The sequence below is a fragment of the Blautia sp. JLR.GB0024 genome (genome assembly GCF_037000545.1).
In the GTDB taxonomy this organism is placed as follows: Bacteria; Bacillota; Clostridia; order Lachnospirales; family Lachnospiraceae; genus Blautia; species Blautia celeris.
Map to the genome: position 1 here is coordinate 125,398 of NZ_JBANBF010000011.1, position 23,055 is coordinate 148,452.

General features: G+C 47.5%; 17 protein-coding genes and 4 tRNA genes. 12 read left to right on the plus strand and 9 right to left on the minus strand.

The annotated features are described in order from the left end of the window. The first annotated feature begins 80 nt into the window (after positions 1 to 80). Positions 81 to 827 carry a DUF6198 family protein gene (locus tag V8Q34_RS20670; protein WP_227245238.1) on the plus strand — a complete coding sequence of 249 codons (747 nt, stop codon included), beginning with the start codon at positions 81 to 83 and terminating at the stop codon, positions 825 to 827. A 69-nt stretch (positions 828 to 896) separates the two neighbouring features. Here the strand turns inward: V8Q34_RS20670 and V8Q34_RS20675 are convergent, their stop codons facing one another. From V8Q34_RS20675 to V8Q34_RS20690, 4 genes are all read right to left on the minus strand, one after another. Then, a complete protein-coding gene (locus tag V8Q34_RS20675; RefSeq protein WP_033143246.1) occupies positions 897 to 2,060 on the minus strand; it encodes an SAM-dependent methyltransferase in 1,164 nt (387 codons plus the stop codon). Positions 2,061 to 2,262: 202 nt separating this feature from the next. Next, the gene (locus tag V8Q34_RS20680) at positions 2,263 to 3,009 is read right to left on the minus strand and encodes a hypothetical protein (RefSeq protein WP_033143245.1); all 747 of its coding nucleotides are present in this window, start codon (positions 3,007 to 3,009) and stop codon (positions 2,263 to 2,265) included. Next, entirely contained in the window at positions 3,006 to 3,575 is a 570-nt protein-coding gene (locus tag V8Q34_RS20685) for an RNA polymerase sigma factor (RefSeq protein ID WP_052099673.1), read from the minus strand. Before V8Q34_RS20685 ends, V8Q34_RS20680 begins: the two co-directional genes overlap by 4 nt. A gap of 210 nt (positions 3,576 to 3,785) precedes the next feature. Next, on the minus strand, positions 3,786 to 4,181 hold the full coding sequence (locus V8Q34_RS20690) for a PH domain-containing protein (protein ID WP_033143244.1): 396 nt from the start codon (positions 4,179 to 4,181) through the stop codon (positions 3,786 to 3,788). 197 nt (positions 4,182 to 4,378) lie between these two features. Here V8Q34_RS20690 and V8Q34_RS20695 point away from each other — a divergent pair. The 4 genes from V8Q34_RS20695 to V8Q34_RS20710 all read left to right on the plus strand — a co-directional run bounded on the left by V8Q34_RS20695 (position 4,379) and on the right by V8Q34_RS20710 (position 4,766). Next, positions 4,379 to 4,450, plus strand: a tRNA-Glu gene (locus V8Q34_RS20695). 4 nt (positions 4,451 to 4,454) lie between these two features. Beyond that, positions 4,455 to 4,525: transfer RNA gene (locus tag V8Q34_RS20700), tRNA-Cys, on the plus strand. 21 nt (positions 4,526 to 4,546) lie between these two features. Then, a tRNA-Glu gene (locus V8Q34_RS20705) sits at positions 4,547 to 4,618 on the plus strand. Positions 4,619 to 4,695: 77 nt separating this feature from the next. Further along, positions 4,696 to 4,766, plus strand: a tRNA-Cys gene (locus V8Q34_RS20710). 59 nt (positions 4,767 to 4,825) lie between these two features. Here the strand turns inward: V8Q34_RS20710 and V8Q34_RS20715 are convergent. Then, positions 4,826 to 6,259, minus strand: a complete 1,434-nt coding sequence (locus V8Q34_RS20715) for a GntR family transcriptional regulator (RefSeq protein WP_335836237.1) — start codon at positions 6,257 to 6,259, stop codon at positions 4,826 to 4,828. 202 nt (positions 6,260 to 6,461) lie between these two features. On the opposite strand from V8Q34_RS20715, the gene V8Q34_RS20720 reads away from it, so the two are divergent. The 5 genes from V8Q34_RS20720 to V8Q34_RS20740 all read left to right on the plus strand — a co-directional run bounded on the left by V8Q34_RS20720 (position 6,462) and on the right by V8Q34_RS20740 (position 15,018). After that, a complete protein-coding gene (locus V8Q34_RS20720; protein ID WP_054350773.1) occupies positions 6,462 to 8,150 on the plus strand; it encodes a methyl-accepting chemotaxis protein in 1,689 nt (562 codons plus the stop codon). A 42-nt stretch (positions 8,151 to 8,192) separates the two neighbouring features. Beyond that, the gene (locus tag V8Q34_RS20725) at positions 8,193 to 10,793 is read left to right on the plus strand and encodes a PAS domain-containing hybrid sensor histidine kinase/response regulator (protein ID WP_335836238.1); all 2,601 of its coding nucleotides are present in this window, start codon (positions 8,193 to 8,195) and stop codon (positions 10,791 to 10,793) included. A 127-nt stretch (positions 10,794 to 10,920) separates the two neighbouring features. Then, positions 10,921 to 11,910 carry a uroporphyrinogen decarboxylase family protein gene (locus V8Q34_RS20730; RefSeq protein WP_033143240.1) on the plus strand — a complete coding sequence of 330 codons (990 nt, stop codon included), beginning with the start codon at positions 10,921 to 10,923 and terminating at the stop codon, positions 11,908 to 11,910. Positions 11,911 to 11,942: 32 nt separating this feature from the next. After that, positions 11,943 to 13,313 carry an MFS transporter gene (locus V8Q34_RS20735; protein ID WP_148393134.1) on the plus strand — a complete coding sequence of 457 codons (1,371 nt, stop codon included), beginning with the start codon at positions 11,943 to 11,945 and terminating at the stop codon, positions 13,311 to 13,313. A gap of 148 nt (positions 13,314 to 13,461) precedes the next feature. After that, positions 13,462 to 15,018 (plus strand): helix-turn-helix domain-containing protein, encoded by a 1,557-nt coding sequence (locus tag V8Q34_RS20740; protein WP_033143238.1) that lies wholly within the window; start codon positions 13,462 to 13,464, stop codon positions 15,016 to 15,018. A 5-nt stretch (positions 15,019 to 15,023) separates the two neighbouring features. On the opposite strand, the gene V8Q34_RS20745 is transcribed toward V8Q34_RS20740, so the two are convergent. After that, the gene (locus tag V8Q34_RS20745; RefSeq protein ID WP_054350769.1) at positions 15,024 to 15,920 is read right to left on the minus strand and encodes an alpha/beta hydrolase; all 897 of its coding nucleotides are present in this window, start codon (positions 15,918 to 15,920) and stop codon (positions 15,024 to 15,026) included. 164 nt (positions 15,921 to 16,084) lie between these two features. Between V8Q34_RS20745 and V8Q34_RS20750 the strand changes: the two genes are divergently transcribed. Continuing rightward, positions 16,085 to 17,383 (plus strand): alcohol acetyltransferase, encoded by a 1,299-nt coding sequence (locus V8Q34_RS20750; RefSeq protein WP_103732000.1) that lies wholly within the window; start codon positions 16,085 to 16,087, stop codon positions 17,381 to 17,383. 21 nt (positions 17,384 to 17,404) lie between these two features. Further along, complete coding sequence (locus tag V8Q34_RS20755; protein ID WP_033143235.1) at positions 17,405 to 18,109, plus strand: DUF6320 domain-containing protein; 705 nt, start codon at positions 17,405 to 17,407, stop codon at positions 18,107 to 18,109. A gap of 74 nt (positions 18,110 to 18,183) precedes the next feature. On the opposite strand, the gene V8Q34_RS20760 is transcribed toward V8Q34_RS20755, so the two are convergent. From V8Q34_RS20760 to V8Q34_RS20770, 3 genes are read right to left on the minus strand one after another with little or no spacing between them, the layout of a single operon-like run. Further along, a complete protein-coding gene (locus tag V8Q34_RS20760; protein ID WP_244807268.1) occupies positions 18,184 to 19,602 on the minus strand; it encodes a response regulator in 1,419 nt (472 codons plus the stop codon). After that, a complete protein-coding gene (locus tag V8Q34_RS20765; RefSeq protein ID WP_335836239.1) occupies positions 19,574 to 21,439 on the minus strand; it encodes a sensor histidine kinase in 1,866 nt (621 codons plus the stop codon). Before V8Q34_RS20765 ends, V8Q34_RS20760 begins: the two co-directional genes overlap by 29 nt. Before the next feature lie 3 nt (positions 21,440 to 21,442). Beyond that, complete coding sequence (locus V8Q34_RS20770) at positions 21,443 to 23,047, minus strand: extracellular solute-binding protein (RefSeq protein WP_103732639.1); 1,605 nt, start codon at positions 23,045 to 23,047, stop codon at positions 21,443 to 21,445. Positions 23,048 to 23,055 lie beyond the last annotated feature (8 nt).

Here is a 23,055-nt window from a genome sequence, read left to right on the forward strand (position 1 = left end):
AATGTTCTTCATTTTTATTTTATTGTGTGGTAAGATAAGAACGTGTAAATAAAAGAAAACAGGAAGTGTACATAAGCATTATGAAAAAACCATTTTTTTACCGGGGGCTGTATTACGCGGCAGGACTTTTGCTGCTGGCCCTGGGGATTTCCCTGAACACCAAATCCGGACTTGGTGTCTCTCCCATCATATCCGTCTCTTACAGCATCTCCTCCATCTGGAATCTGAACTTCGGAGACATGACATTTATCCTTTACAGTATTTTTGTCCTGGTGGAAATGTGCCTCCACATTGTCCGCAATAAAAAATACTCTGCCAGAGGAGGGCAGGTCCTGGCTCATGCCAACCGGACGAATCTGAAGCTGGTACTTCTGATGGATGTGCTGCAGCTTCCCCTGAGCCTTGTCTTTACCCGGTTTCTCAATCTTTTCTCAGACAGGATCCCGGAATTTGAGACGGCTTACGCAGGCAGCTTTTGGGGCAGTTTTGCCGGAAGGATCCTTATTTTACTTTTTGCCATAGCGCTGACCGGAGCCGGGGCTGCTATGTCCCTGAACATGCGCGTGATCCCCAACCCGGGAGACGGTATTGTACAGGCGATCGCGGACTGCACCGGCTGGAAAGTGGGATTTACCAAAAACTGTTTTGACCTTCTGAATATCTCCTTCACCATTGCAGTCAGCCTGCTGTTTGCCGGACATCTCACAGGCATCGGTCTCGGCACCGTGATCGCTGTGATCGGTGTGGGGCGGGTAATCGCTGTGTTCAATCACCTTACTCAGGAAAAGATGCTGTCACTGGCAGGGATGGCAGAGACATGTATGTAAATAACTGCGGCAGCAGAAACGGGACATCGAAACCATCCCCTTCTGCTGCCGCAGTCTTTTTTCTTCTTCTCAGTACCACCGAACCAGCGGCAGTTCATTATTGATTCCCTTTGACGCCAGTATCTGATGGATATCTATCACACCGTTGTGAAAAGTGGCCGCACAGGATGCAAGATATAAGTCCCACATGCGGACAAATTTCTCATCAAACATTTCTCTCACTTCATCTGCGTGTTCTTTAAAATTCTTCTCCCAGCACAGAAGTGTGCGGTTATAGTGATTCCGCAGGTTCTCTACATCCATCACATGAAAGCCGTCCTCCGCCAGATAGGAGACCATTTCCCTGAGGCTCGGCACAACACCGCCGGGAAAGATATATTTCTTGATCCAGGGGTCCCCGGGATGCTCTTTTAACTCACTGATAAAATGCAGAAGAAGCAGACCTCCAGGCTGCAGAACGTGGCTGATACAGTCTGTAAACAGCTTGTAGTTCTCACGTCCCACATGTTCCGCCATGCCCACACTCACAACCCGGTCAAATCTCCACTCACTTTTCTCAAGCTCCCTGTAATCCATAAGCTCCACTGTGAGCAGGTCCTCCAGCCCTTCCTCCTGGATTCGTTTCCGGAATTCTTTATACTGTTCTTTGCTCAGAGTGATTCCTGTGCCTTTGACCTTATATTTTTTAGCTGCCTCTATGAGAAGAAATCCCCAGCCGCATCCGATATCCAGCAGGCTCATCCCCTCTTTCAGATACAGTTTCTGTAAAATATAGTCCACCTTATTGACCTGTGCCTGGTACAGTGTATCATCCTCATGAAGAAAATATCCGCAGGAATAGCTCATAGTCTCATCCAGCCAGAGCTTGTAAAAGTCGTTTCCTATATCATAATGGCTCCTGACTTCTTTCTGCTGGTTCTTTTTCGTTGTGGAGGAGAAAATGAGCTTTTTCAGAACCTTTCGATCCGTGGAGAACTTATCCATCTGCCCCAGAAAATGATCCAGCGCCTCGTATAAATCCCCTTCTATTTCCAGATCATCGTTCATGTACGCCTCTCCCAATGCCAGGGAGGTGCTCGTGACCAGCTCCTTCATGGGAATCATTTTATGGCAGTTTACCGTAAACAGGGGACTTCCCTCTCCGATCAGATACTCCTTCCCTGATGCTTTCACCAGAAACGGATATTCATCAAATTTTTTTAAAAATTGTATCATCATGTTTTCTTCCAGCATTTTTCTTCCTCCTTGCTGCCGCGTATTCGCGTTTAAAGCGGTTCTGTATGGATTTTTACACGTTGCTGCAAAGTTACCGTACAGTTCCATTTTTAACATATTTTAACCGGTTCATACATTTTAAAACCTCTCTGGCGGATGTTACACCTTCTCTCCGCGGCAAACTGCAGGTCCGCTGTCACTATTCCGCTTCCCAGAACTATCACTGCCGCTGCCCGCATAACAGAAGCAGATGACGGATATAAATGAACGCGGCTGCCACACCTGCCGCTTCTAACAGAACCACCGGAACCTGTTCCAGCAGCGTTCGATACCAGCTCGCTGCCAGCCCCATAAGAAGAAGGTTCCCGATGATCCAGACACTGCTCACTGCCGACCCCCACGCGATTTTCTTCCCCCTCACAATTCCGAGAACCAGAAGAAGGGAAAAGATCATCAGGGAGGCAAAGGCCATTGCCAGCAGCCTGGGAACATCCGCCTGAAATCTGACAGCCAGAATGCATGCATACCCCAGATCAAATCCAAGCCCCATCAGGCTGTTGAAAAACATACGCGCAGCCATCGGATAAAAAGAAGTATATTTGCAGCTCATATGCTGTTCACAGGTCTGCTGCTGCTTTTCCTTCACCAAAGAGAGATAAAAAATGGCTGCATAGAGAACCGGGGCTGCAGCAAAAACAGCGCCTGAAGCAGTCACAGCGCCAATCCCCACCATCTTCAGCCCGATATAGAAAAAGAGCACCATAAGGATAAAGGACAGCAATAAAATATCCGTCATATGCGCATACAGATGCCGGATACCGGTTCCGCAGAACATCTCCCACAAAAAAGAATCCAGTCCCTCCTGCCTGGGCATCCGGCTCAGTTCCCCTGCCAGTTTCAGATTCTCTTCTTTTCGCTCTGCTTTTTCCCACACAGCTTCTAAAAGTTCGTTTTCCGGCTGCATCATTCCTGTTCCCTCCTCTGCCTCTGCAATTTTTTCCTTGCCCTGTACAGTATTATCCTGACCTGGGCAAGATTTTTCCCCATGGCTGCCGCTATTTCCTGATAAGACATTCCCTCCACACAGAATAATATAAGCGCCTGTCTGTAATCCCTCGGCAATTCTTCGATCCATTGGAGAATTTCTGTGTATTCTTCCTTTTTCACATAAAGTTCCTCCGGCGACTGCTCTGACTGCCCCGGCACCTCAATCCTGGATGCGACCAGCTCCTCTGTCCTATGTCTGGCATTTTTTCTGATCTCATCCAGTGCCTTGTGCTTCACCACAGCCAAAAGATACGTTCTGAATGCACAGGACAGAGAAACCCTGGATCTATGCACATAGATATCCGCAAAACTGTCCTGTACAATATCAAGGACAGCCTGCTCATCCCCCAACATTTTCATGCAGAAGCGCACAGCCTCCCGGTAATGCCTGAGAACCAGCACGTCATAGGCCTGTCTTAAATTTTTATCCCTGACCAATTCCATGAGCTGGTCATCTGTCATACTGCTGAGCGCTTCCCGGGTCATATGGTTTCCTTTCTGTTTCCGAAAGTAAATATACTAAGTGTGCACGAAATAATGAAACATTCAATACCCTCTTCAATACCCTCACAGCCGCGAAATCGTTTACTTTCTGATTATTAATCGAAAGTATCATCCAAAAGTTACACTTATCTGCAAAAAAATAGAAAAAAGCCCTGAACCTTTAGATTCAGAACTTTTTCTCCCGCTCTCTTTTCACACCTTTATCTGCGGATTGCACTTTACCAGCTCCTCGATCAGCCGCTCCCTGTCCCGGACCGCACATATCATTTCCTGCCTTCTGCCCCTGATCTCAATCCTGTCCAGTGACGCCGCTGTGGCAGAAATGGGGTTACAGGTCCTGCGTATCTCCCTGATCTCTGAAATTTCCATGGAATCCTTCATGATCCCAAAGTAAATTGCCATCCTGTCTCCGTCAACCACTACATAATTCCTCACAACAATGGGAATGAATATGGCATTGTAGACGACCAGGGCAGCCACGATCTCAGCGGATACATCGCTGGATACCAGCAGTCCGTAAGCCATCGCAGCATTTCCCGCCAGAAGTATCATCCAGAACCATACTGCTATTTTCCCCTTAAATTTCATATAAAACCACCTTTCTCATGCATTCCCGTCAACATGTGCCATAAAAAGTGCTTTTCCTATGCAGTGTACTACAGTCAATTTCAGTATACACCATACAACCCATGGAAACAATGTAAGTAGTGTAAATTTTTGAAAAAAATGCTTGCAATTTGTATTTCCTTATGCTATTATAGTCCATGGTCGCTCCGATAAAACACGGCTCCATGGTCAAGCGGTTAAGACACCGCCCTTTCACGGCGGTAACAGGGGTTCAAATCCCCTTGGAGTCACTCAGGCGCCATAGCCAAGTGGTAAGGCAAAGGTCTGCAACACCTCTATCACCAGTTCAAATCTGGTTGGCGCCTCTTTTATTTATTTATCTTAACGGCTCCATGGTCAAGCGGTTAAGACACCGCCCTTTCACGGCGGTAACAGGGGTTCAAATCCCCTTGGAGTCATTTTTTACTTGCATATTTTTGAAAATGTGGTAATATAATATAGTGTAACACTTCTTCAAACAGAATAATATAGATATGGCGCCATAGCCAAGTGGTAAGGCAAAGGTCTGCAACACCTCTATCACCAGTTCAAATCTGGTTGGCGCCTCTGAAAAGTCCTGGAAATTCATTTTTCCAGGACTTTTTTTCTTGTCATATACCTGAGGATCAATGGATTGGCAGCTTTACTTTCCAGTTATATCTGTCATATGTCAGATTACGGGCAGCCTCCCTGAAATACCGCTCCTGCTCGTCAAAAAAAACACCCCATCCATCTGTGATCTTATCAATCTCTCTTCCTTCTATATTATGAATGGTCTGCCGGATCATCTCACCATAGATTCTGTCAAATTCTGCCTGTTCCATTTGAAACAATGTAAACGGATACGCCATGACCAGGCATTTCAATATCTTGAGATAACAATGTCCGACAGCGGGGGATGGACAGCGCTCCGCAATGAATGTTAAAAAGATATCCAAAAGCAGATACTCCTTTTTCCTTTCACAGATCGTCAAAAGAAACTGTCCCAGCTTATCTAACTCCTCAGCGGAAATACGCTTTAATGTATACCGGCAGACCGAACGAACCGTCAGCGCTACAAACTGCATACCGTCCAGAAAATATTTCAGTGCAAGCCGGACCACCTCCTGTGATGCCGTTACATCCTCTTTTCCCAGACAAACCTGTATGCCCTTTCCCTGGAAACTTTTCACTATATTGTAACCTGCCACAAAGTCAATCGTACGACGGATAGTGGCAACCGATACTCCATAATGTTCTGCCAGTTTCGGCAGAGACGGCAGATAACTTCCGATGGGATAATATCCATACAGTATTTCCTGTAGCATTTTAGCCCCAAGTGTATAGCGAATCTGGGAACGCTTATAATAAAAATTCCATTCAAAGGGAATCCCCGGATACTGGCCGTCCAGGAGTTTGGGATATTCGCTCTGAATCTTTTTATTCAATATCTTATCTACATTCACATAAACAGACTCTAATTCCTCTGTGAGAAATACCCCCATCTCCTCCTTTGGCAGTGTATCTAACTTTTCAATAATCTCTTCCAATGCCTCAAGTTTACCTAACATATATGGAATACGAGTATAGCGGTTCATTTCCCAGTAAAAATTCATGATCAAATAATTATCCAGATAGGCAAGTGCAGACGTATATAATCCTATGGAGACGGACATTCCGTCAAATTCATTATCTTTCATTTTCTTCCAGCGGTCCTTCAGGGAAGACTCGTCTCCTGCCGATATTCCCGCATTTAACAATGGAGCAAGCAGCAGCCGGTTCACCTGCCGCATATCCAAGAGTCCTTCCTTGCGGGCAGACCGATAGCGTGCGATATTCCTGAGATAGTCCTTTCCGGAAGCCTTATAAATCACTCTGGCCGCTTTCGGAGCGGAAATCTCAATATATCCTTCTTTCTCCAGAAGCTTCAGCGCAGTCCTGACAGTTGGCACAGCCAGCCGAAAATACTCACTGATCTTCTGCATAGGCGGAAGGCTATCTCCGTAAGAATAATAACCAAAGAGAATTCTGGTTACATAGAAATCATAAACAAGACAGTTCAGTTCACTTTTGGTTTTCATTCATTCACCTCTTAATTTTATCAATTTATTCTACCACATTTTATGTATACCTGCTACTGATTTTGGCTTTCCCGCATAAGACTGAATAAATCAATTGCTTATAAATTAAGGGTATGGTAAAATACAATAAGTATGTGAGCAGAGTTAAATTCACACATTACAGGGGAAAAAAACAAAAACATAAAACAATGGAGGTTGGGGGATGAAAAATATCAAAATAAGGAAAAAATTATTAATTTCCTATGCGGTAATTTTAATTTTTATGGTCATAGGATTTTCTGTCAGCATTGTAAATCTGGTTAATCTGAACTCTAAGGTCAAAGTTTTTTACAATGGACCGTTTATTGTTAACGACAGTGCCAGTCTGATCAACGCTAATTTCGAGAGAATGCAGAAAGCTACCTATCGTTCTATAGCAAATTCAGACACCAAGATCACCCGTGAAGCTACTGCCAATTCTCTGGATTCCGCAAACCTCATCCAGAACGAGCTTCCTGTTATCAAAGAACACTTTCAGGGGGACAGCCAGATCATAGAACGATTGGAAGACTGCCTCACAAGACTTACGCCCATGCGGGAACACGTTCTGTCCCTGGCTGCAGAAAACAAAACGGAAGAAGCCGCCACTTACATGGAAAATAATAATATTCTTGTGATCAAAGAAGCCCAGAAAGAGCTGGACAAACTGATAGAAAGCGGTAATTCCACAGGAAAGCAACTGATAAACGATTTACAGGAAAAACAGAGATTTGCCATTGAGATGCTGGTATTTTTGGGGGCTGCAAGCTTAGTGATCAGCATTCTTTTTGGTATTTACATTTCAAAAGGGATATCCTCCGGCATCCGCGAGCTGGAACAGGCAGCCAGAAACATTGCACAAGGAAAGCTTTCATCCACCAAGATCAATTACTATTCCAAAGATGAGATGGGATGCCTTGCAGAAGATATGCGCAGCATGGTGATGACGCTGACAGCGGTGATCCGGGACGAAACCTATCTGCTGAATGAAATGGCAGAGGGGAATTTTGACGTCAGCAGCCGGGCAGGGGACAGCTATGTGGGGGAATTAGATTCGGTACTCTCCTCTTTGCTTAAGATCAACACCAGTCTGAGTGAGACCTTACTGCAGATCAATCAGTCTGCAGAGCAGGTTGCCGCCGGTTCTGAGCAGGTATCATCCGGGGCACAGATACAGGCACAGGGAGCCGCCGAACAAACAGCCTCTATAGATACTCTTGTATCTGCGATCCATGACATATATGATCAGGTTGAAAATAATGTTAAAAGTGCAAAAGCTGTCCATGAAAATATAAAAACAGTGAGGAAAAGCGCTGAGGCAAGCCAACAGCAAATGCAGGATATGCTTTCTGTCATGGCGGATATTGGTGAAAGTTCAAAAGCCATTGAGATGATCATCAAGACCATTGAAGACATTGCCTTTCAAACAAACATCCTTGCATTGAACGCCGGAGTCGAAGCCGCACGGGCAGGCGAACATGGAAAAGGGTTTGCTGTTGTCGCCAAAGAGATTCGTAATCTGGCAAACAATTCCGCTGATGCTTCCAAAAATACAGCAGTGCTGATCAAAAAATCTCTGGAAAACATCGAGCGGGGAATAAAGAGCGCTGACCTTACCGCGGATTCTCTGCAGGAAGTCGTAAGGGGTGTTGGGAGTATAACAGAATCTATCAATTACATAACAGAAGCTTCTGTCAAACAGGAAGAATCCGTCCATCAGATCACCCAGGAAATGAATCAGATTTCAGATGTGGTGCAGTCAAATTCCGCTACTGCTGAAGAAAGCGCTGCTGCCAGTGAGGAACTTTCCTCTCAGGCACAACTCCTGAGCCAGCTTGTTGCTCATTTCAGATTAAGAAGCCCTGCAGAATAGAAGACCTTTCCGTATCATTCATGTCAAAAGGAGAAAGAACCAATGAAAACAGGAAAAAAACGCCCTGCACTTTCCGAGATAGGGATACTTGTAGTTTGTATACTGGCTGTCATTGTATCTGGTTCCAGCATATTTACGACCCTTCATATGCAGAAAATGGCGTCTGAGATATACGAACATCCCTACTCAGTCTCCAACGAAGCAAGAGCCACACGTTCACGTCTTTTGGATATGCGTTTCTTTATCATGAGCATGTTTTCGCAGGATGACCTGGATATGGATGATCTGCAGCAGACGCTGCAGGAACGTTATACTATGCAGTATGATGCCATTCAGGTGATCACCAGACAATACCTTGGACCGAAAGAAGACAGTGAAAATCTCCTGAAAGCTATGCAGGATCTGGAAACGACACAGAACGAAGCACTGCCCATTGTTATCACATTAGACAATGCTGCCATTTCAGAATATGTGGAAAAATTTCTGTATCCCAAATACGATGCCGTGAATGACGCCCTTACCGCAGTCATTGCCTTTGCGGACCAAAAGGTACAGAGTCTGGAAAAAAACTCAAGGATTATGGCTGTCAAAGCAACGGTTTCATCAGTTCTCCTCACTGTATTTCTTCCTTCCTATTTTTTAATTGCATTCTGGCGTGAGAAGAAAAATGTAAGGGAGATTCATTACCGGGAACATCTGTTTAATATACTTTCAGCAAACGTAGATGAAGTCTTTCTGATTCACAATCTGAACAATGATTCACTGGAGTATATCAGTACAAATTGTGAGCGTGTACTGGGAATAAAAGAAGATGCATTTACAAAAGAACTGGATGCGCTTCGTGAACGGGTCCTGGAGGAAGATAAGGCCTCATTCGATGAATTTGTACATCTGAAGGAACATGCAGACGGAAGGAGTATAGACTTTAGGATGCAGTTTCCTAACGGAGAAATACACTGGATGCGCCTTCAGATATTCCCGGAGACAGTTCATGGCAAGACCATCCGCTGCATTGTAACTGTTTTCGACCGTTCTGAAGATATGCGTATCAGGCAGACCTTAAACGATGCCCTGGTAAATGCCCAGAATGCCAATGCTGCCAAACAGAATTTTCTTTCCAGAATGAGCCATGAGATCCGTACTCCAATGAACGCTATTATCGGCATGACCACCATTGCCGCCACCTATATAACAGACCGCAGCCGTGTGGAGAGCTGCCTTGAAAAAATAGGCTACGCTTCCAAACATCTGATGACCCTCATCAATGATATTCTGGACATGTCCAAGATCGACGAGGGTAAAATGACCCTGACAAAGGAACCCTTTAATCTGGAAAGCGTGGTGGAATCCATTACTTCCATCATATATCCCCAGGCTGTGGAAAAACACCTGAATTTCAGTATCCCTCTGGCAGATCTCTCTGACACGGATCTGATTGGTGATTCTCTGCGGTTAAATCAAATACTGATCAACCTCCTTTCCAATTCACTTAAGTTCACACCGGAAGGCGGGACCATTACCCTGGAGATCCGGCAGCTTCAGAAAAAGAAAGGCCGGGTCCGTCTCCGTTTCACTGTGCGTGATACAGGTATTGGCATGAACAGAGAATTCCTGGACCGTCTGTTTCTGCCATTTGAACAGGAAAATGTATCTGCAGGACAGACATACAAAGGTACAGGCCTGGGCATGTCTATCACCAAAAATCTGATCACATTAATGGGAGGCACGATTGCCGTAGAAAGTGAACCGGGTAAAGGAAGCACCTTTCGGGTGGAACTGGATTTTGATACTCCCGCGGAAACGAACCGGGTCAGCCACTCTCCCCAGGCCATTCAATCTCTGCATGTCCTCATTGCAGACGATGACCAGGACAGCTGTCTTCATACCTCACTGACGCTGAAAAATCTGGGTATATCATCCTGCTGGGTACTGAGCGGCACAGAGTGTGTGGACAAGGTGATCGCTGCCCATAAAATTGGTGATGATTATGATGTATGTCTCATTGACTGGAGAATGCCTGATATGGACGGCATAGAAGTAACACGCCGGGTAAGGGAATATGTAGGCCCGGAAACCACGATCATCATAATCACAGCCTATGACTGGAGCTCCATTGAGAAAAGTGCACGTGAGGCCGGTGCCAATGCCTTCCTTTCCAAACCAATTTTCTCCTCCACACTCTACAATACACTGCTGTCTGTCACAGGCGCCGGCAAAGCTCCCTGCCATAAGAAACATGATTTCAAAAATCCTGAAACAGAAGGCCGCCGCGTGCTGCTGGCAGAGGATAATGAGCTCAACAGGGAGATCGCAGTGGAACTGTTAAACATAATGAAGCTGGATGTCACCTGTGCCTGCAACGGACAGGAGGCTGTAGACAATTTCCTGTCTGCTCCCGATGCCTTCGATATTATTCTAATGGATGTACAGATGCCTGTATTGAATGGTTATCAGGCCACTGAAATTATAAGAAAATCAGGTCACCCCATGGCAAAAACCATACCCATCATAGCAATGACAGCCAATGCCTTCCACGAAGATGTGGTGAAATCTTATGAAGCCGGAATGAACGGTCATCTGGCAAAACCAGTTGACTTTGATCAGTTATATCAGACGATAAAGGAGAAACTTCTTATAAAGTAAAACCACCATTATGTCTAATATTTGCCTCATAATTTCCCATATTTGATTAATTGTGCACATAAGCCCCATCCCCTATAATATTAGTATAAACCAACGGACATACAAAATAGAGAAAGGAGTTTATACTATGTTATCAAAAAGACAGAATTTATTAGAAACCATCCGCGGAGGCCATCCTGACAGATATGTGAATCAGTACGAAGCCATCGCCCTTCTTTTCGGTACCCCTTACTCCGTAAGGAATGCCATGCCCACAAAGGGCGGCCCCAATGTTAAAAACGCATGGGGTGTCACCATTTCCTTCCCGGAAGGAATGCCGGGGCCTTTCCCGGTTCACGATGAGGAGCATATTGTCTGCAAGGACATCACACACTGGAGAGATTATGTGAAAGCACCTAACGTAAAATTCTCCGCAGAAGAATGGGCTCCTTTTGTCGCAGAGGCTGAGAAAATTGACCGTGACGAATATTTTGTAGCTCCCTTTGTAGCACCGGGTATCTTTGAGCAGTGCCATTATCTTCTGGAGATCCAGAACTGTCTGATCCAGTTCTATGAAGAACCGGAATATATGCATGAGCTGATCGACTACATCACAGACTGGGAGCTGGCATACGCGGAAGAGATCTGCAAATACTTAAAACCGAATGCCCTCTTCCATCACGATGACTGGGGTTCCAGGAGCAGCTCCTTCATCTCCCCGCAGATGTTCAAGGAATTCTATGAGCCGGCTTATAAGAAGGTTTACGGATATTACAAGGAGCACGGTGTTGAGGTTGTGATCCATCACTCCGATTCCTATGCAGCCAATCTGGTTCCTTCTATGATCGAGATGGGCATAGATATCTGGCAGGGCGTTATGAGTACAAACAATATCCCTGAGCTGATTGAAAAATACGGCGGACAGATCACATTCATGGGCGGCATTGACAGCGGCGAAGTGGACAGGGAAGACTGGAGCAGAGAACACATTGCTCAGGAAGTAGAACGTGTCTGCAGAGAAAACGGCACAAAATTCTTTATCCCCTGCAATACCATGGGCGGCCCGGAATCTATCTTCCCGGGCGTATATGACACGATCACGGAAGAGATCGCCAAAGTCAGCGCTAAACTCTTCTGACATAAATACACCCCCGAAAAGGAGACAGATTTATGCCGGATAAAAAAGAGCGAAACGGTCTGAGTACCCCCTTAAAACGGTTCTTCGGCGTGGGCGATTTCGGCTTTACGCTGATGTCCAATATTGATACGTTTTACGCAACCTACTTCTTTACGAATATTGCAAAGTTTTCCCTGGGTGTCATCACTGTGATGACGACCATCTCCGCAGTGGTGGATGCTATCCTCTCCTGCTTGTATGGTCCATTTCTGAACAAGATAAAACCCAAGAGATGGGGGCGCTACCGCTCCTGGCTGATCCTGACGCCCTGGATGGTCCCCTTCCTGTATGCCATGCAGTTTATAAAAATAGGCAACGGGCTGGCTGCCGCCATCTTCGTCACGGTGGCTATGATCACCAGCCGAATTGCCTGGAACATTCCATTCATTGCCAATGTTTCCATGATCAACATTGCAGGTAAGACTCCAAAAGAGAGAATGACCCTGTCCTCTACCAGGATGGTGTGGACATCCCTGGCCTCTGTGGTATATTCCTACGCCGGGCCTGCCGCTGTCTCTGTCTTTGCCGCGTGGCTTGGGGAGAAGAATGCCTATGCTGCCACTGCATTTGCTTTTTCCGCATTGATGGCAGCGGGATTTTACGCCCATTTCAACATGTTCAAGGGCTATGAGATGACCAAAGAGGAAGAACTGCAGAGGATGGCCGGACAGGCCCGTTCTGCCCAAACGGCACCAAATGCCCAGAAAGTCCGGGCGCTGGATGCCATCCGGTGTAATCCGCACCTGCTGTGGCTGTTCCTGTCCTGCATCACAAAATACATTGTGCTCTTCCTGGTGAACGGGCTGGCTATCTACTATTTTACATATGTGGGCCAGAATGCCGCGCTGCTGACCACCTTTGTATTTGCCGCCAACCTGCTTGGCGTTGTGGCTTCCTACATATCAAAATTCATCGTTGGCAGATTCACCGCGAAGAAGACCGTGGTCTGTTCCTACTTTCTGATGGCAGTTATCGCCACAGGCGCGTTCTTTGCTTACAGTCAGACCTGGGTGGTCATGGCCGCCATGTGTGCAGTCATGTTCATACTTGTACTGACCAATGCCTGTGACCCGGAGCTCTTCTCCAACTGCGCGGCCTACAGCGGAAAAAAACTGGGCTACGATGTGACCGGAACGGTCATGGGACTTTTAACGGTACCGATCAAAATCGGTATTGTGTCAAGAGGCATTTTGATTTCTGCCTGTCTGGCGCTTGCGCAGTTCAGTTCAGAGACAGACCCCTCCATGGCTTCTTTGCAGCTTCAGAGAGGCATCAGCATGGGATTTATGATCATTCCGGCTGTTGTGATCCTGCTAGGTGCCGTAATTCTGGCGTTTGGCTACAAATTAGACCAGGATACGTGAAATCAGCACTGGTAAAATGCCCTCCCATACGATAAAATAAGAATCAAGTAAAGATTTTCAAAATCCGTCCATTTTCCGGCGGGCTGCGCAGCCTTTGCCGGAATCCGGATGGATTTTGCCATGTTATCTGAGATTTGGAGGGAATACCATGAGTGAAAACTACAACGCGTCCGCAGGCCTTCTGCTGAGCATGCAGATCTTATATGAAAAACTGAAGGAACGTGAAATACCGGTTTCCCTGCTGCCGCCAAACGAGGAACCATGCCTGACCGGCATACAGTTCTATACCGGACAGCAGGATCTGTCCCGGGCCTTTCTTTATCTTGCTGACTGTAAAACCCTGTCCTCCCATCCTTTTTTGCTGCCTGACGGTTTTCTGGCCGTGGCCGGGGAACCCGAAAAAGGAACCTTCCACGCATCCTGCAGCCTCCTTATATTTCCCGATGCCATGTCTCTGCCGGAAATCTTCAATACTCTGCAGCAGATATTTGCGTGCTTTGCCCTTCTTGAGAGAAAATTAAACGACATTTTGAACCGGGACGGAAGCCTGTATGATATAACCGTTGCCGCGCTGGAGCATTTTCACAATCCGGTGTTTATCCACGACGAGTATTTCCATATTCTCGCCTGTCCCCGCCATTTTGAGGGAGCACTTAATTTTACCTATAATGAACAGACCAAACGGTATATGCAGGATCTGAACACCATCAATTTCTTCCGGACAAGTCCGGCGTACAAAAAGACACTGAGTACCATTGGGGGACAGTTCTGGGACAGCGACTTCAACAATGACCGCTGTATCTATGTGAATCTGTGGATGAACGGGAGTTACAGGGGAAGATTTATCATCTCAGAGATGGAGACACCGCTGACACGCGGCCAGCTCTATATAGCTTCCTATTTTGCGGAGATCATTAAGCTGGCGCTTCTGCGGCGCAACGATACCGGGGACGACGAGCGTCATCCGCTGGAAAAGCTGATCATAGACACTATAAGCGGCACAGAGACCGACCGGCTTGATATCAGCCGCAAACTGGAGATTCTGGGTTGGGAGGAGGAAGACCGGTACCTGTGCGGTATCATCTCCTTTGAGAGCACAGACGTGACGAAGCTGTCCGTGTACAGCATCTGCAATGAGATCGAGGAGCGCATCCAGGCATGCCATGCATGCTACTATAAAGGCCATATTTATCTGCTGGTCAACCTCAGCAAAAGCCGGGTCACCCCTCAGGACCTGCGCATGAAGATGTCCTATATCATAAGGGAGGGGCTTCTGCGCATGGGCGTATCCTTTCCCTTCCACGGCTTCTCAACACTGCCCATCCACTTAAAACAGGCCCAGATCGCCCTGAGCTACAGCCAGATGGAGCGTGTCCCCCACTGGTATAATGAATTCCAGGACTATGTGCTGAAATACTGGCTGCTGGAGGGCACAGGCGAGTTCACAAAGGAGAGCATTGCCCCGGATACCCTGCACCAGCTTCTCCACTACGACAAAGAGCACGGCACGGAGCTGTACGAGACCCTGAAGACTTATCTCATGAATGAGCGGAACAGCACACTCACCGCTCAGCTCCTCAAAATAAACAGAAGCACCCTACCCCACCGGCTGAACCGCATCACCCAGCTTACAGGGGCAAACCTGGATGATTTTATGACCCGGCTTTACCTGATGATGGGCTTCTATATCCTGGACTACATCTGACCACACTATCTGCAGATGTCAAAGATAAATTCTGCCATCTGGTCCATGGCATCATAAGCAGCCTTAAAAGGTGACATCTGAAACACATGCCACATGCCGCTGTAATAATCAAGCTGTACCTGCACATGAAACTTTCTCAGCCGTTTCTGCAGATTCAGGGAATCGGAGAGCAGGATCTCATTCTCACCCACCTGGATATAGGTGGGCGGAAATCCCGTGAAATCCGCAAAAAGCGGCGAGATAAAGGGATTTCTCAGATCCTGTCCGTCCGCATAGTCACGGATTGCCTTATCGATATATTCCTCGGAAAGGATCGGGTCGATCTCCGCTTTCAATTCATGGGATCTTCCGCTCTTTGTAAGGTCCGTCCAGGGAGAGAAGAGGATGATGCCCCTTGGAAGAATGCGGCCCTGTTCCTTTAATTTCTGCACAAGGGTAAGCGCCAGATTCCCCCCGGCGGAGTCACCTGCCACGATTACGTCCCTGGCCCCATAACCTACATGCATGAGGTGATCCCAGACCTTGACCGCGTCCTCCAAAGCCGCCGGATAAGGACACTCCGGCGCAAGGCGGTAATCAAAGCTGAGTACATCCATGGATGTGGTGCTGGCCAGCTTGTTGGTAACACTTCTGGCATAGCGGAAGCTCCCCGTGTTGTAGCCGCCGCCGTGGCAGTAGAGGATCACATATTTTTTCATATGCCTTCGGTCCACACTGACCCATTCGGCGGGAATTCCCTCTATCTCAAAATTTTCATATTTCATGTCTTTGCTCTTTGAGAAAATGCCGCTTATATTTTCCTGTGATGCCCTCTGCTTCTCCACATCGGGGCTTTCTACCAGTGTATGCATCTTTTTGATGGCTTTCATGAGGCTCTGGCTGCTCTTTAGATTTATTTCCATAGGATTCTCCTTCTGCTTTTAGTGGCCTGGCAATATAGTTTCATTCTAACACAGTCCCTTCCATCCGTCTATTCCGGTGTTACTGTTCACTGCGTGAACAGTAACATTCCGGTTTCTTTTCTGTTTTTATTGATAATTTTCCCGCATCCCCTTATAATAAACCTATGGAGAAAAAAACAAACAAAAACCGTGCTACATGGTACAAATTAGATCTATCCGCAAATGTATATCCCACGCTGCAGCGAAAAAACTTTTCCAGCGTGTATCGGATCACCATTATCATGAAAGAGGAGGTGGACCCTCCCCTTCTGCAGAAAGCCGTGGACCTGGCACTGCCCCGTTTCCCTGCCTTCAAGGTGGCACTGAGAAAAGGGCTGTTTTGGAGATATCTGGAGCCCAATGACAGACCCGGGCCCTTCGTCCAGCCTGACATTGTGAATCCCTGTATGCCTATGTCCTTTAAGGCCAATAACCGGTATCTGATCCGGATATACTATTACCATAACAAGATATCCCTGGAAATGTTCCATTCCCTTTCCGACGGTAACGGCGCCCTGTACCTGCTGCGGACCATCACAGCCGTATATCTGCGCCTGCAGGGCCATGAGATACCAAACCGGGACGGCGTTCTGGATATCCATGAGGAGCCGGACCCCGAGGAACTGGAAGACGCCTATATCCGCTATGCCTCCTCAAGGGTAAAGCCGGCCCGCACACAGGGCAGTGCCTACCGGGTCAGGGGAACCAAGGAACCCTTCTATACCCTGAATATTATCAGCGGCATCATGCCCGTGGATAAAATCCTTAAGGTTGCCAGAAGCTATAAGGCATCCATAACCGAATATTTAAATGCCGTGCTTCTCTACTCCCTTCTGGAAAAACAAAAGGCTGACCACGTATTCCGAGAAAAACCCGTGAAGCTTGCGCTGCCTGTGAACCTGCGCAAATTCTTTCCATCCATCACGCTGCGGAATTTTATCACCATGGTCTATCCTTCCATTGATCCCAGAATGGGGGAATACACCTTTGAGGAAATCCTGGTGCAGGTACACCACTATATGCGGTATTATATCAACAACAAATTCTTAAATGCTGACATCACCACCAATGCCGCCACCCAGCAAAGCCCTTTCATCCGCATTGTCCCTCTTTTTTTAAAGGATTTTGTGGTCAGACAGTTCTACATCCGGGTACAGGACCGGCAGTCCACGGCAGGGCTTACCAACCTTGGCATTGTACAGGTCCCGGAGGAGATGAAACCCTATGTGGAGCGCTTTGATGTTCTCATGGGCCAGCCGTTTTCAGCCAGGACCAACTGTGCGGTAGTCAGCTACGAGAATACCCTGACCATAAGTTTTGCCAGCAGTATTGTGGAAGCCGATGTGGAACGCATATTCTTCCGCAAACTGGTATCAGACGGAATTTCGGTCAAAATAGAGAGCAACCGAGAAACCGAGGATTAAATAAATTCGGAGGAATCCTTTATGTCATACTGTGTGAACTGCGGGGTGGAACTTGACAAGACCTGTAAAGTCTGTCCCCTGTGCAATACAAAAGTCATCAATCCAAAACAGCCGCCGGATACTGCCGCGCCCAAACCCTTCCCCTCCTTAGAAGGCCATGCCGAGCAGGTGCCGCGGCGTGATATCACCATTCTCATGACCGTTATACTGGCCACCACTGCGGTGGTCTGCGGTCTGTTAAATTTGTTTTTCTTTCAGTTCGGAAGCTGGTCCCTGTATGTGATCGGGATCTGTGTAGTTCTGTGGATTTTTTTCCTGCCCCTGTTTTTTTCGGCGAAATTAAATCCTTATGTGAGCCTTTTTCTGGACGGTCTGAGCATTGCCATGTATTTCGGCATCATTGCCTGGCTGCATCCGGGCAGAGGATGGTACGTGCAGCTTGCCGTTCCCATAATCGGTATTATCACAGTGCTCTTCCTCATCTTTGCTTTCTGCCTCAGGTACAGGCACCGCTCCATATTGTCCCTGGCTGCAGTGGTTCTGGCGGAGATCGCGGTTCTGACAATCTGTATTGAGCTACTGATCCAGCACTACTATCAGGAACCCCTGGCCCTGTCCTGGTCTGCTGTAGTGCTAACCTGTTCTGTTATAATTGACGGGGCACTGATCACCATCCTGAGAAGAAGCGGCCTGAGAAATGAGGTCAGAAAAAGGATGCATATCTAAGAGCAATAGAAAAAGCCGCACAGACGATCTTATGATCGAACGTGCGGCTTTTTATGTCCCCGGACTTTTGACTTTTACTTTCTCATTGCCGTATTTTTCCTGTATTCTGAAGGCGAGACCCCACAGGCTGCCTTGAAACACTTCAGGAAATTCTTATCATTCTCAAATCCGGCCATCCGGCCGATATCCTGGACCTTTTCCTCTGTAGTCTCCAGAAGACGTTTCGCCTCCTCAATCCTCAGTTTTTTCAGATAGCTGACAAAATTCACGCCTGTATATTCTTTGAAAGCAATGGAGAACAGGGAATAGTTCATGGAGACGTGATTGGAAACCATAGCCATATTCACATCCTTCCTGAAATTCTCCTCCACAAAGCGCACTGCTGCCCTGATTCTGCTGTGGTTCAGGTTGCTGTCACAGACCCGGTCAAGGCAGCTCCCTGCCTGTCTGACCCAGGATACAAAATCCTCCAGGTATTCCTCTGCGCATCTCCATGCCAGGGGGTGTTCCCTTTGAAAAATATCCTGTTCTTCTTCCGGGAGCAGCTTTTTATAGGTCTCCTCCAGCGCTCTCTGCAGATTCCGGGCAGTGTCTGTCATATCTCTCCCGTCTATCTTCCCATGCTCTGCCTCAAAAAAATAATTCTGAAAGGAAATCAATGCCTGGTCTAAATGTTCTGTCGGAAATTGCTGAACAAAACGTTCCACAAAATCACCGGGGATTTTCCCGCTCTCCTCCCCGCACCGGCAGCGCCGGGAGCTGCCGTACAAAAAGGCCTGTATTCTGGCCTCCATGGCTTCCCTGTAAGCATCTGCAGCCTCCTCAAAGGAGATATGCGGGCCGCTTATCCCCGCGCACATATCCGGCTCCTCCTCATAGACAGCACTGCCGGGGCAGAAGAATATACACTGCCCCTCGTTTTCCATACACAGAGCACCGGTGGGTCTTCCCCCTCCGGTTCTGCCCGCTGCCACCGCGTAATAGGACTCCTGCCCCATATACTGCTCAAATTTCCACTTAAGCGCTGCCAGGTCCTCCTCTGAAACCTGGGGATTTTCCAGATAGTACATCATCTGCCTGGAAAACGCCTGTCTGTCAAATCCCGCGCATTTCTTTTCCTCCATGATCTGCGCGTCCAGCTTCTGCAGCAGCTCCTCTATTTTATCTCTTTTCACAGGTTTCAGGATATAGTCCTGGACACCGTGCTTCAGCATTTCCACCGCGTAATTAAAATCATCATATCCGCTGATGACCACTATTTTGGGCCTGCGGCTTAATTTTTCCGTCTCCTTTACCAGGTCGATCCCATCCATCTTCGGCATGCGGATATCTGTGAACATTACATCTATGTCCCGCTCCTCCAGAAGCTTCATTGCCTCCAGGCCGTTTCTGCACTCAAGGATCTCCTGAATCTCCACCTTGCTGCGCTTTGACATAACAGCGATTCCCTGGCGGATCATTTTTTCATCTTCCACAATCAACAGCGTCTTCATCTCTTTTTTCCTCAATCCCCTTTTCTTTCTCTGTACCGCCAAACGTACCGCTGTCCTCCGGAATGTGAGCCGCCGAATACGGCAGGCGCACACTCACCTTTGTATAGCACCCCTCCCTGGACGCAAAATGCAGGCCATAGCTTTCCCCGAAACGGATATGGATTCTGTCCTGTACATTTTTAAGCCCGATTCCGTTTCCTGAGCCGCCGCTCACTTCAATCTCCCCACTCACCTTACGTTTCAGCAGCGCGATCTGCTGCTCATCCATTCCCTTTCCGGAATCTGTGATCTCTATATCATAGTCCTTCTCATGACAGACTGCTTTGATATAGATAACAGAGTCCTCTTCCGTCTCCTCAATTCCATGGCAGATGGCATTTTCCACAATGGGCTGCAGGGACATCTTCGGTATTTGCTGCTCATAGATATGATCCGGTATATTGATGGAAAGTCCGATGGTGTAGTCATAACGGAGGTTCATAAGCTGTATATAGTTCTTTATATACTCCACCTCCTGGCGGATCGTCACATCGCTGGATGTCCATTTCATACCGTACCGGAGCAGTTCGCCCAGTGCTGTCACAGAGTCCGAGATCTCATATTCCTCGTTGATCTCAGCCATCATTTTGACAGCCTCCAGAACATTGTAGATAAAATGCGCATTGATCTGGTTTTGAAGTGCCTTGATCTCTGTGTTCTTGATCAGGACCTCCCTGTTTATGTTCTCCTTCATCAGAATCTGGATGTGGTCCAGCATCTTATTGAACTGGGTGCTCATCTCCCCCATCTCATCACTGCCGGGGTTGGATACACGCTGTGCCAGGTCCCCCTCCTGTACCTTCCGGACCACCAGGAGCATGTGATAGAATTTCCGCAGAAGTACCTTCACAACGCTGTTCACGACCAGCGCCAGACATAGAAAAATAACCAGCAGAATAAGCAGAAGCTGGTTTTTATAAGCTGCAAGCCGATTCATCTGGTCTTTAATGCTGGCAACCTGAATATAGGTTCCTGACAGCTCCTTTACAGGCTGGCTCACCCATATGACGGGTTCCCCCTCAAGGGTAATGTTCTTCATCTCCATCTCCTTTGGGGGCTGCTCTGTCCGGGCAGCCATTCTAGCTGCCGCCTCTTTCCAGGGGCTCTCTGAAGCTGCCCTGTCATCCGCAGCTACCTGTCCGTCCGCAGACACAAAACAAGACCAGACGCGCTCACCGCCCCGGTACATGTCAGGAAAAAATTCATCCATGGAAACCGCTGTCTCAATGGTCCCTATTTTGTTCCCGTAATCATCCTCCGCGTCATTGATCAGCGCCATCAGATGTGTGACGGAATCGTCTGCATAGTCGATCTGCCATTTGCCGGGTTCGTAATCCTCTCCCCAGGGAAAATCATAGACTCTGTCCCCGTGATAGAGGATGGGTATCATCTCCGGAAATGTATTGCTGTCCGCATAGACACGCACCTGATACAGATAGGGGTTGCTGTTCACCAGGCGTTCCAGCAGGGCGATATCATCCCTGTTGAATGCTATGTAATCTTCTGTTCTGATCTCCTCATGGTCTTTTAAGCGCAGCAGCATATCCTTTAATGCCTGGTTTCCCAAAAAGGACTGAGCAGACATATTGGAGAACTCCACAATACTCTGCATGGTTCCATAATCCTCTTTCACCTGATTGCCCAGCTCCGAGGCAGACTGCTGCAAGGTATTCTTGGATATGTTCTGATACAGAAAAATGGAAAAGCCCACCATGGGCATGACAACAATCAGCATGATGGCAAGCGTAAACTTTTGATTCAGTTTCAGATTCGCAAATACATTCCCCACTCTATCCATAGCCTAATCCTCTGAAAATCCCAGTTTTTCCTTGTTCTGTCTGTAAGCCTCCGTCATGTTCTCCGCATAGGTGTCATATCCGTTTTCCGCTCTCAGCTCCAGATAGTCCTGCAGTATCCTGTCAAATTCCTGATCACTGTCCGCAAGAAGCAGTTTTGGCAGGGTATCTCCCCATATTTTCTGCTGCTTTTCCTCCAGCGCAGCCAACACGGCGTCCCCGTTAAAATTTGTACTGTACTGGGATGTATATATCGTATAAGGATAGGTCCACTCCTGAAGCTGGCGGATCACAGGATCTGTCTCATTTTTCCACTTCATCTGCATCACATTATTCTGCATCATCCAGTAGGTATTGTCTGCCCCGTAGCGCTCGTCATAGGCCTGCCTGTCAGAGGACAGCAGTTCTTTTACTTCCGGCCTCACCACAGGCACGCCATCCTTCATATCGTACATACTCCCCTCAACACCCAGGAAAGTCATTTTCTGGCCTTCCTCGCTGATCAGGTATTTTAATAACTCCAGTGCTTTCTTTGGATCACTGCAGTTTTTGGGTATATAGGTGGCTGTCCATCCGTAGATCCCGCCCACCGGAAGCTGCGGATCATCCCCTGCCAGATTGCGCGGTCCCTCCACCGCAATATACACACAGTCCGGGTTCGTCTCTCCCAGCTTCCTCTGCTGGTCAATAATATCTGTAGACTGGTAAAGCAGACAGAAATACTGCCCCTTTTCAAATTTTTCTTTTAGCTGCAGCCTTTTGTCCACAAATATCTCGTCCTTTAGATACCCTTCACCGGCAAGCTCCCGGAACGTCTTCAGCCATGCCAGATAATCCGGGTCAGTGTTCCTGTCATAATATATTCCGTCTTTTTCATAAGGTACCGCCAGAAATGACTGCAGATACAGACCAAAAGAAACGTTTCCCCTGTCTGTAAATTCATCCGCACCGATGGGAATCAGAGGTTCCCCGTTTACTTCCGGAAATAATTCCGCCGCTCTTTTTACAGCTTCCGAAAAGCCCTCCGGCGTTGTCATATCCGGTTCTCCCAATGCCTCGTAGATATCCTTTCTCACAAGAAATACCTGATTGGACGGAATCTCTTCGTTCTCCTCATAATCCTGCGGGGTATAGAAAGAGTTGTAATAGGCATACAGATTTCCGTCCGACTGTTTGTACCAATCCAGTACATCCTGATCCAGAACGTCATAAAAGCCCGGGTCATATTGATCCGCAAGCTCATTCAGGGCATATACCTGTCCGTTTTTTATCATTTCACTATTCTGCGCTGCTGACCATTCAAGAGTGACCAGATCCGGCAGGGTATCAGCGGCGATCATGGCATTTAATTTTTCAGACTCGTCCCCTTTTGGGGAGAGAAAATGGACATTGACCCCTGTAAGATCCGTGACAGCTTTGGAAACCTCACTCTTCCCCCAGGTGGTGGTAAACCAGGAAAAATTAATATACCAGTCCAGATCCGCCGTTTTGCTCTCTGTCTTCTCCTCTTCCCGTCCGGCCGGCATAAGGCCGGTATCCCCGCAGCCGCCCATAAGACCTGCAAGGGCCAGGGAAGCCGCAAGCATGGGCAGATACCTTTTCTTTCTCATTTTATCCG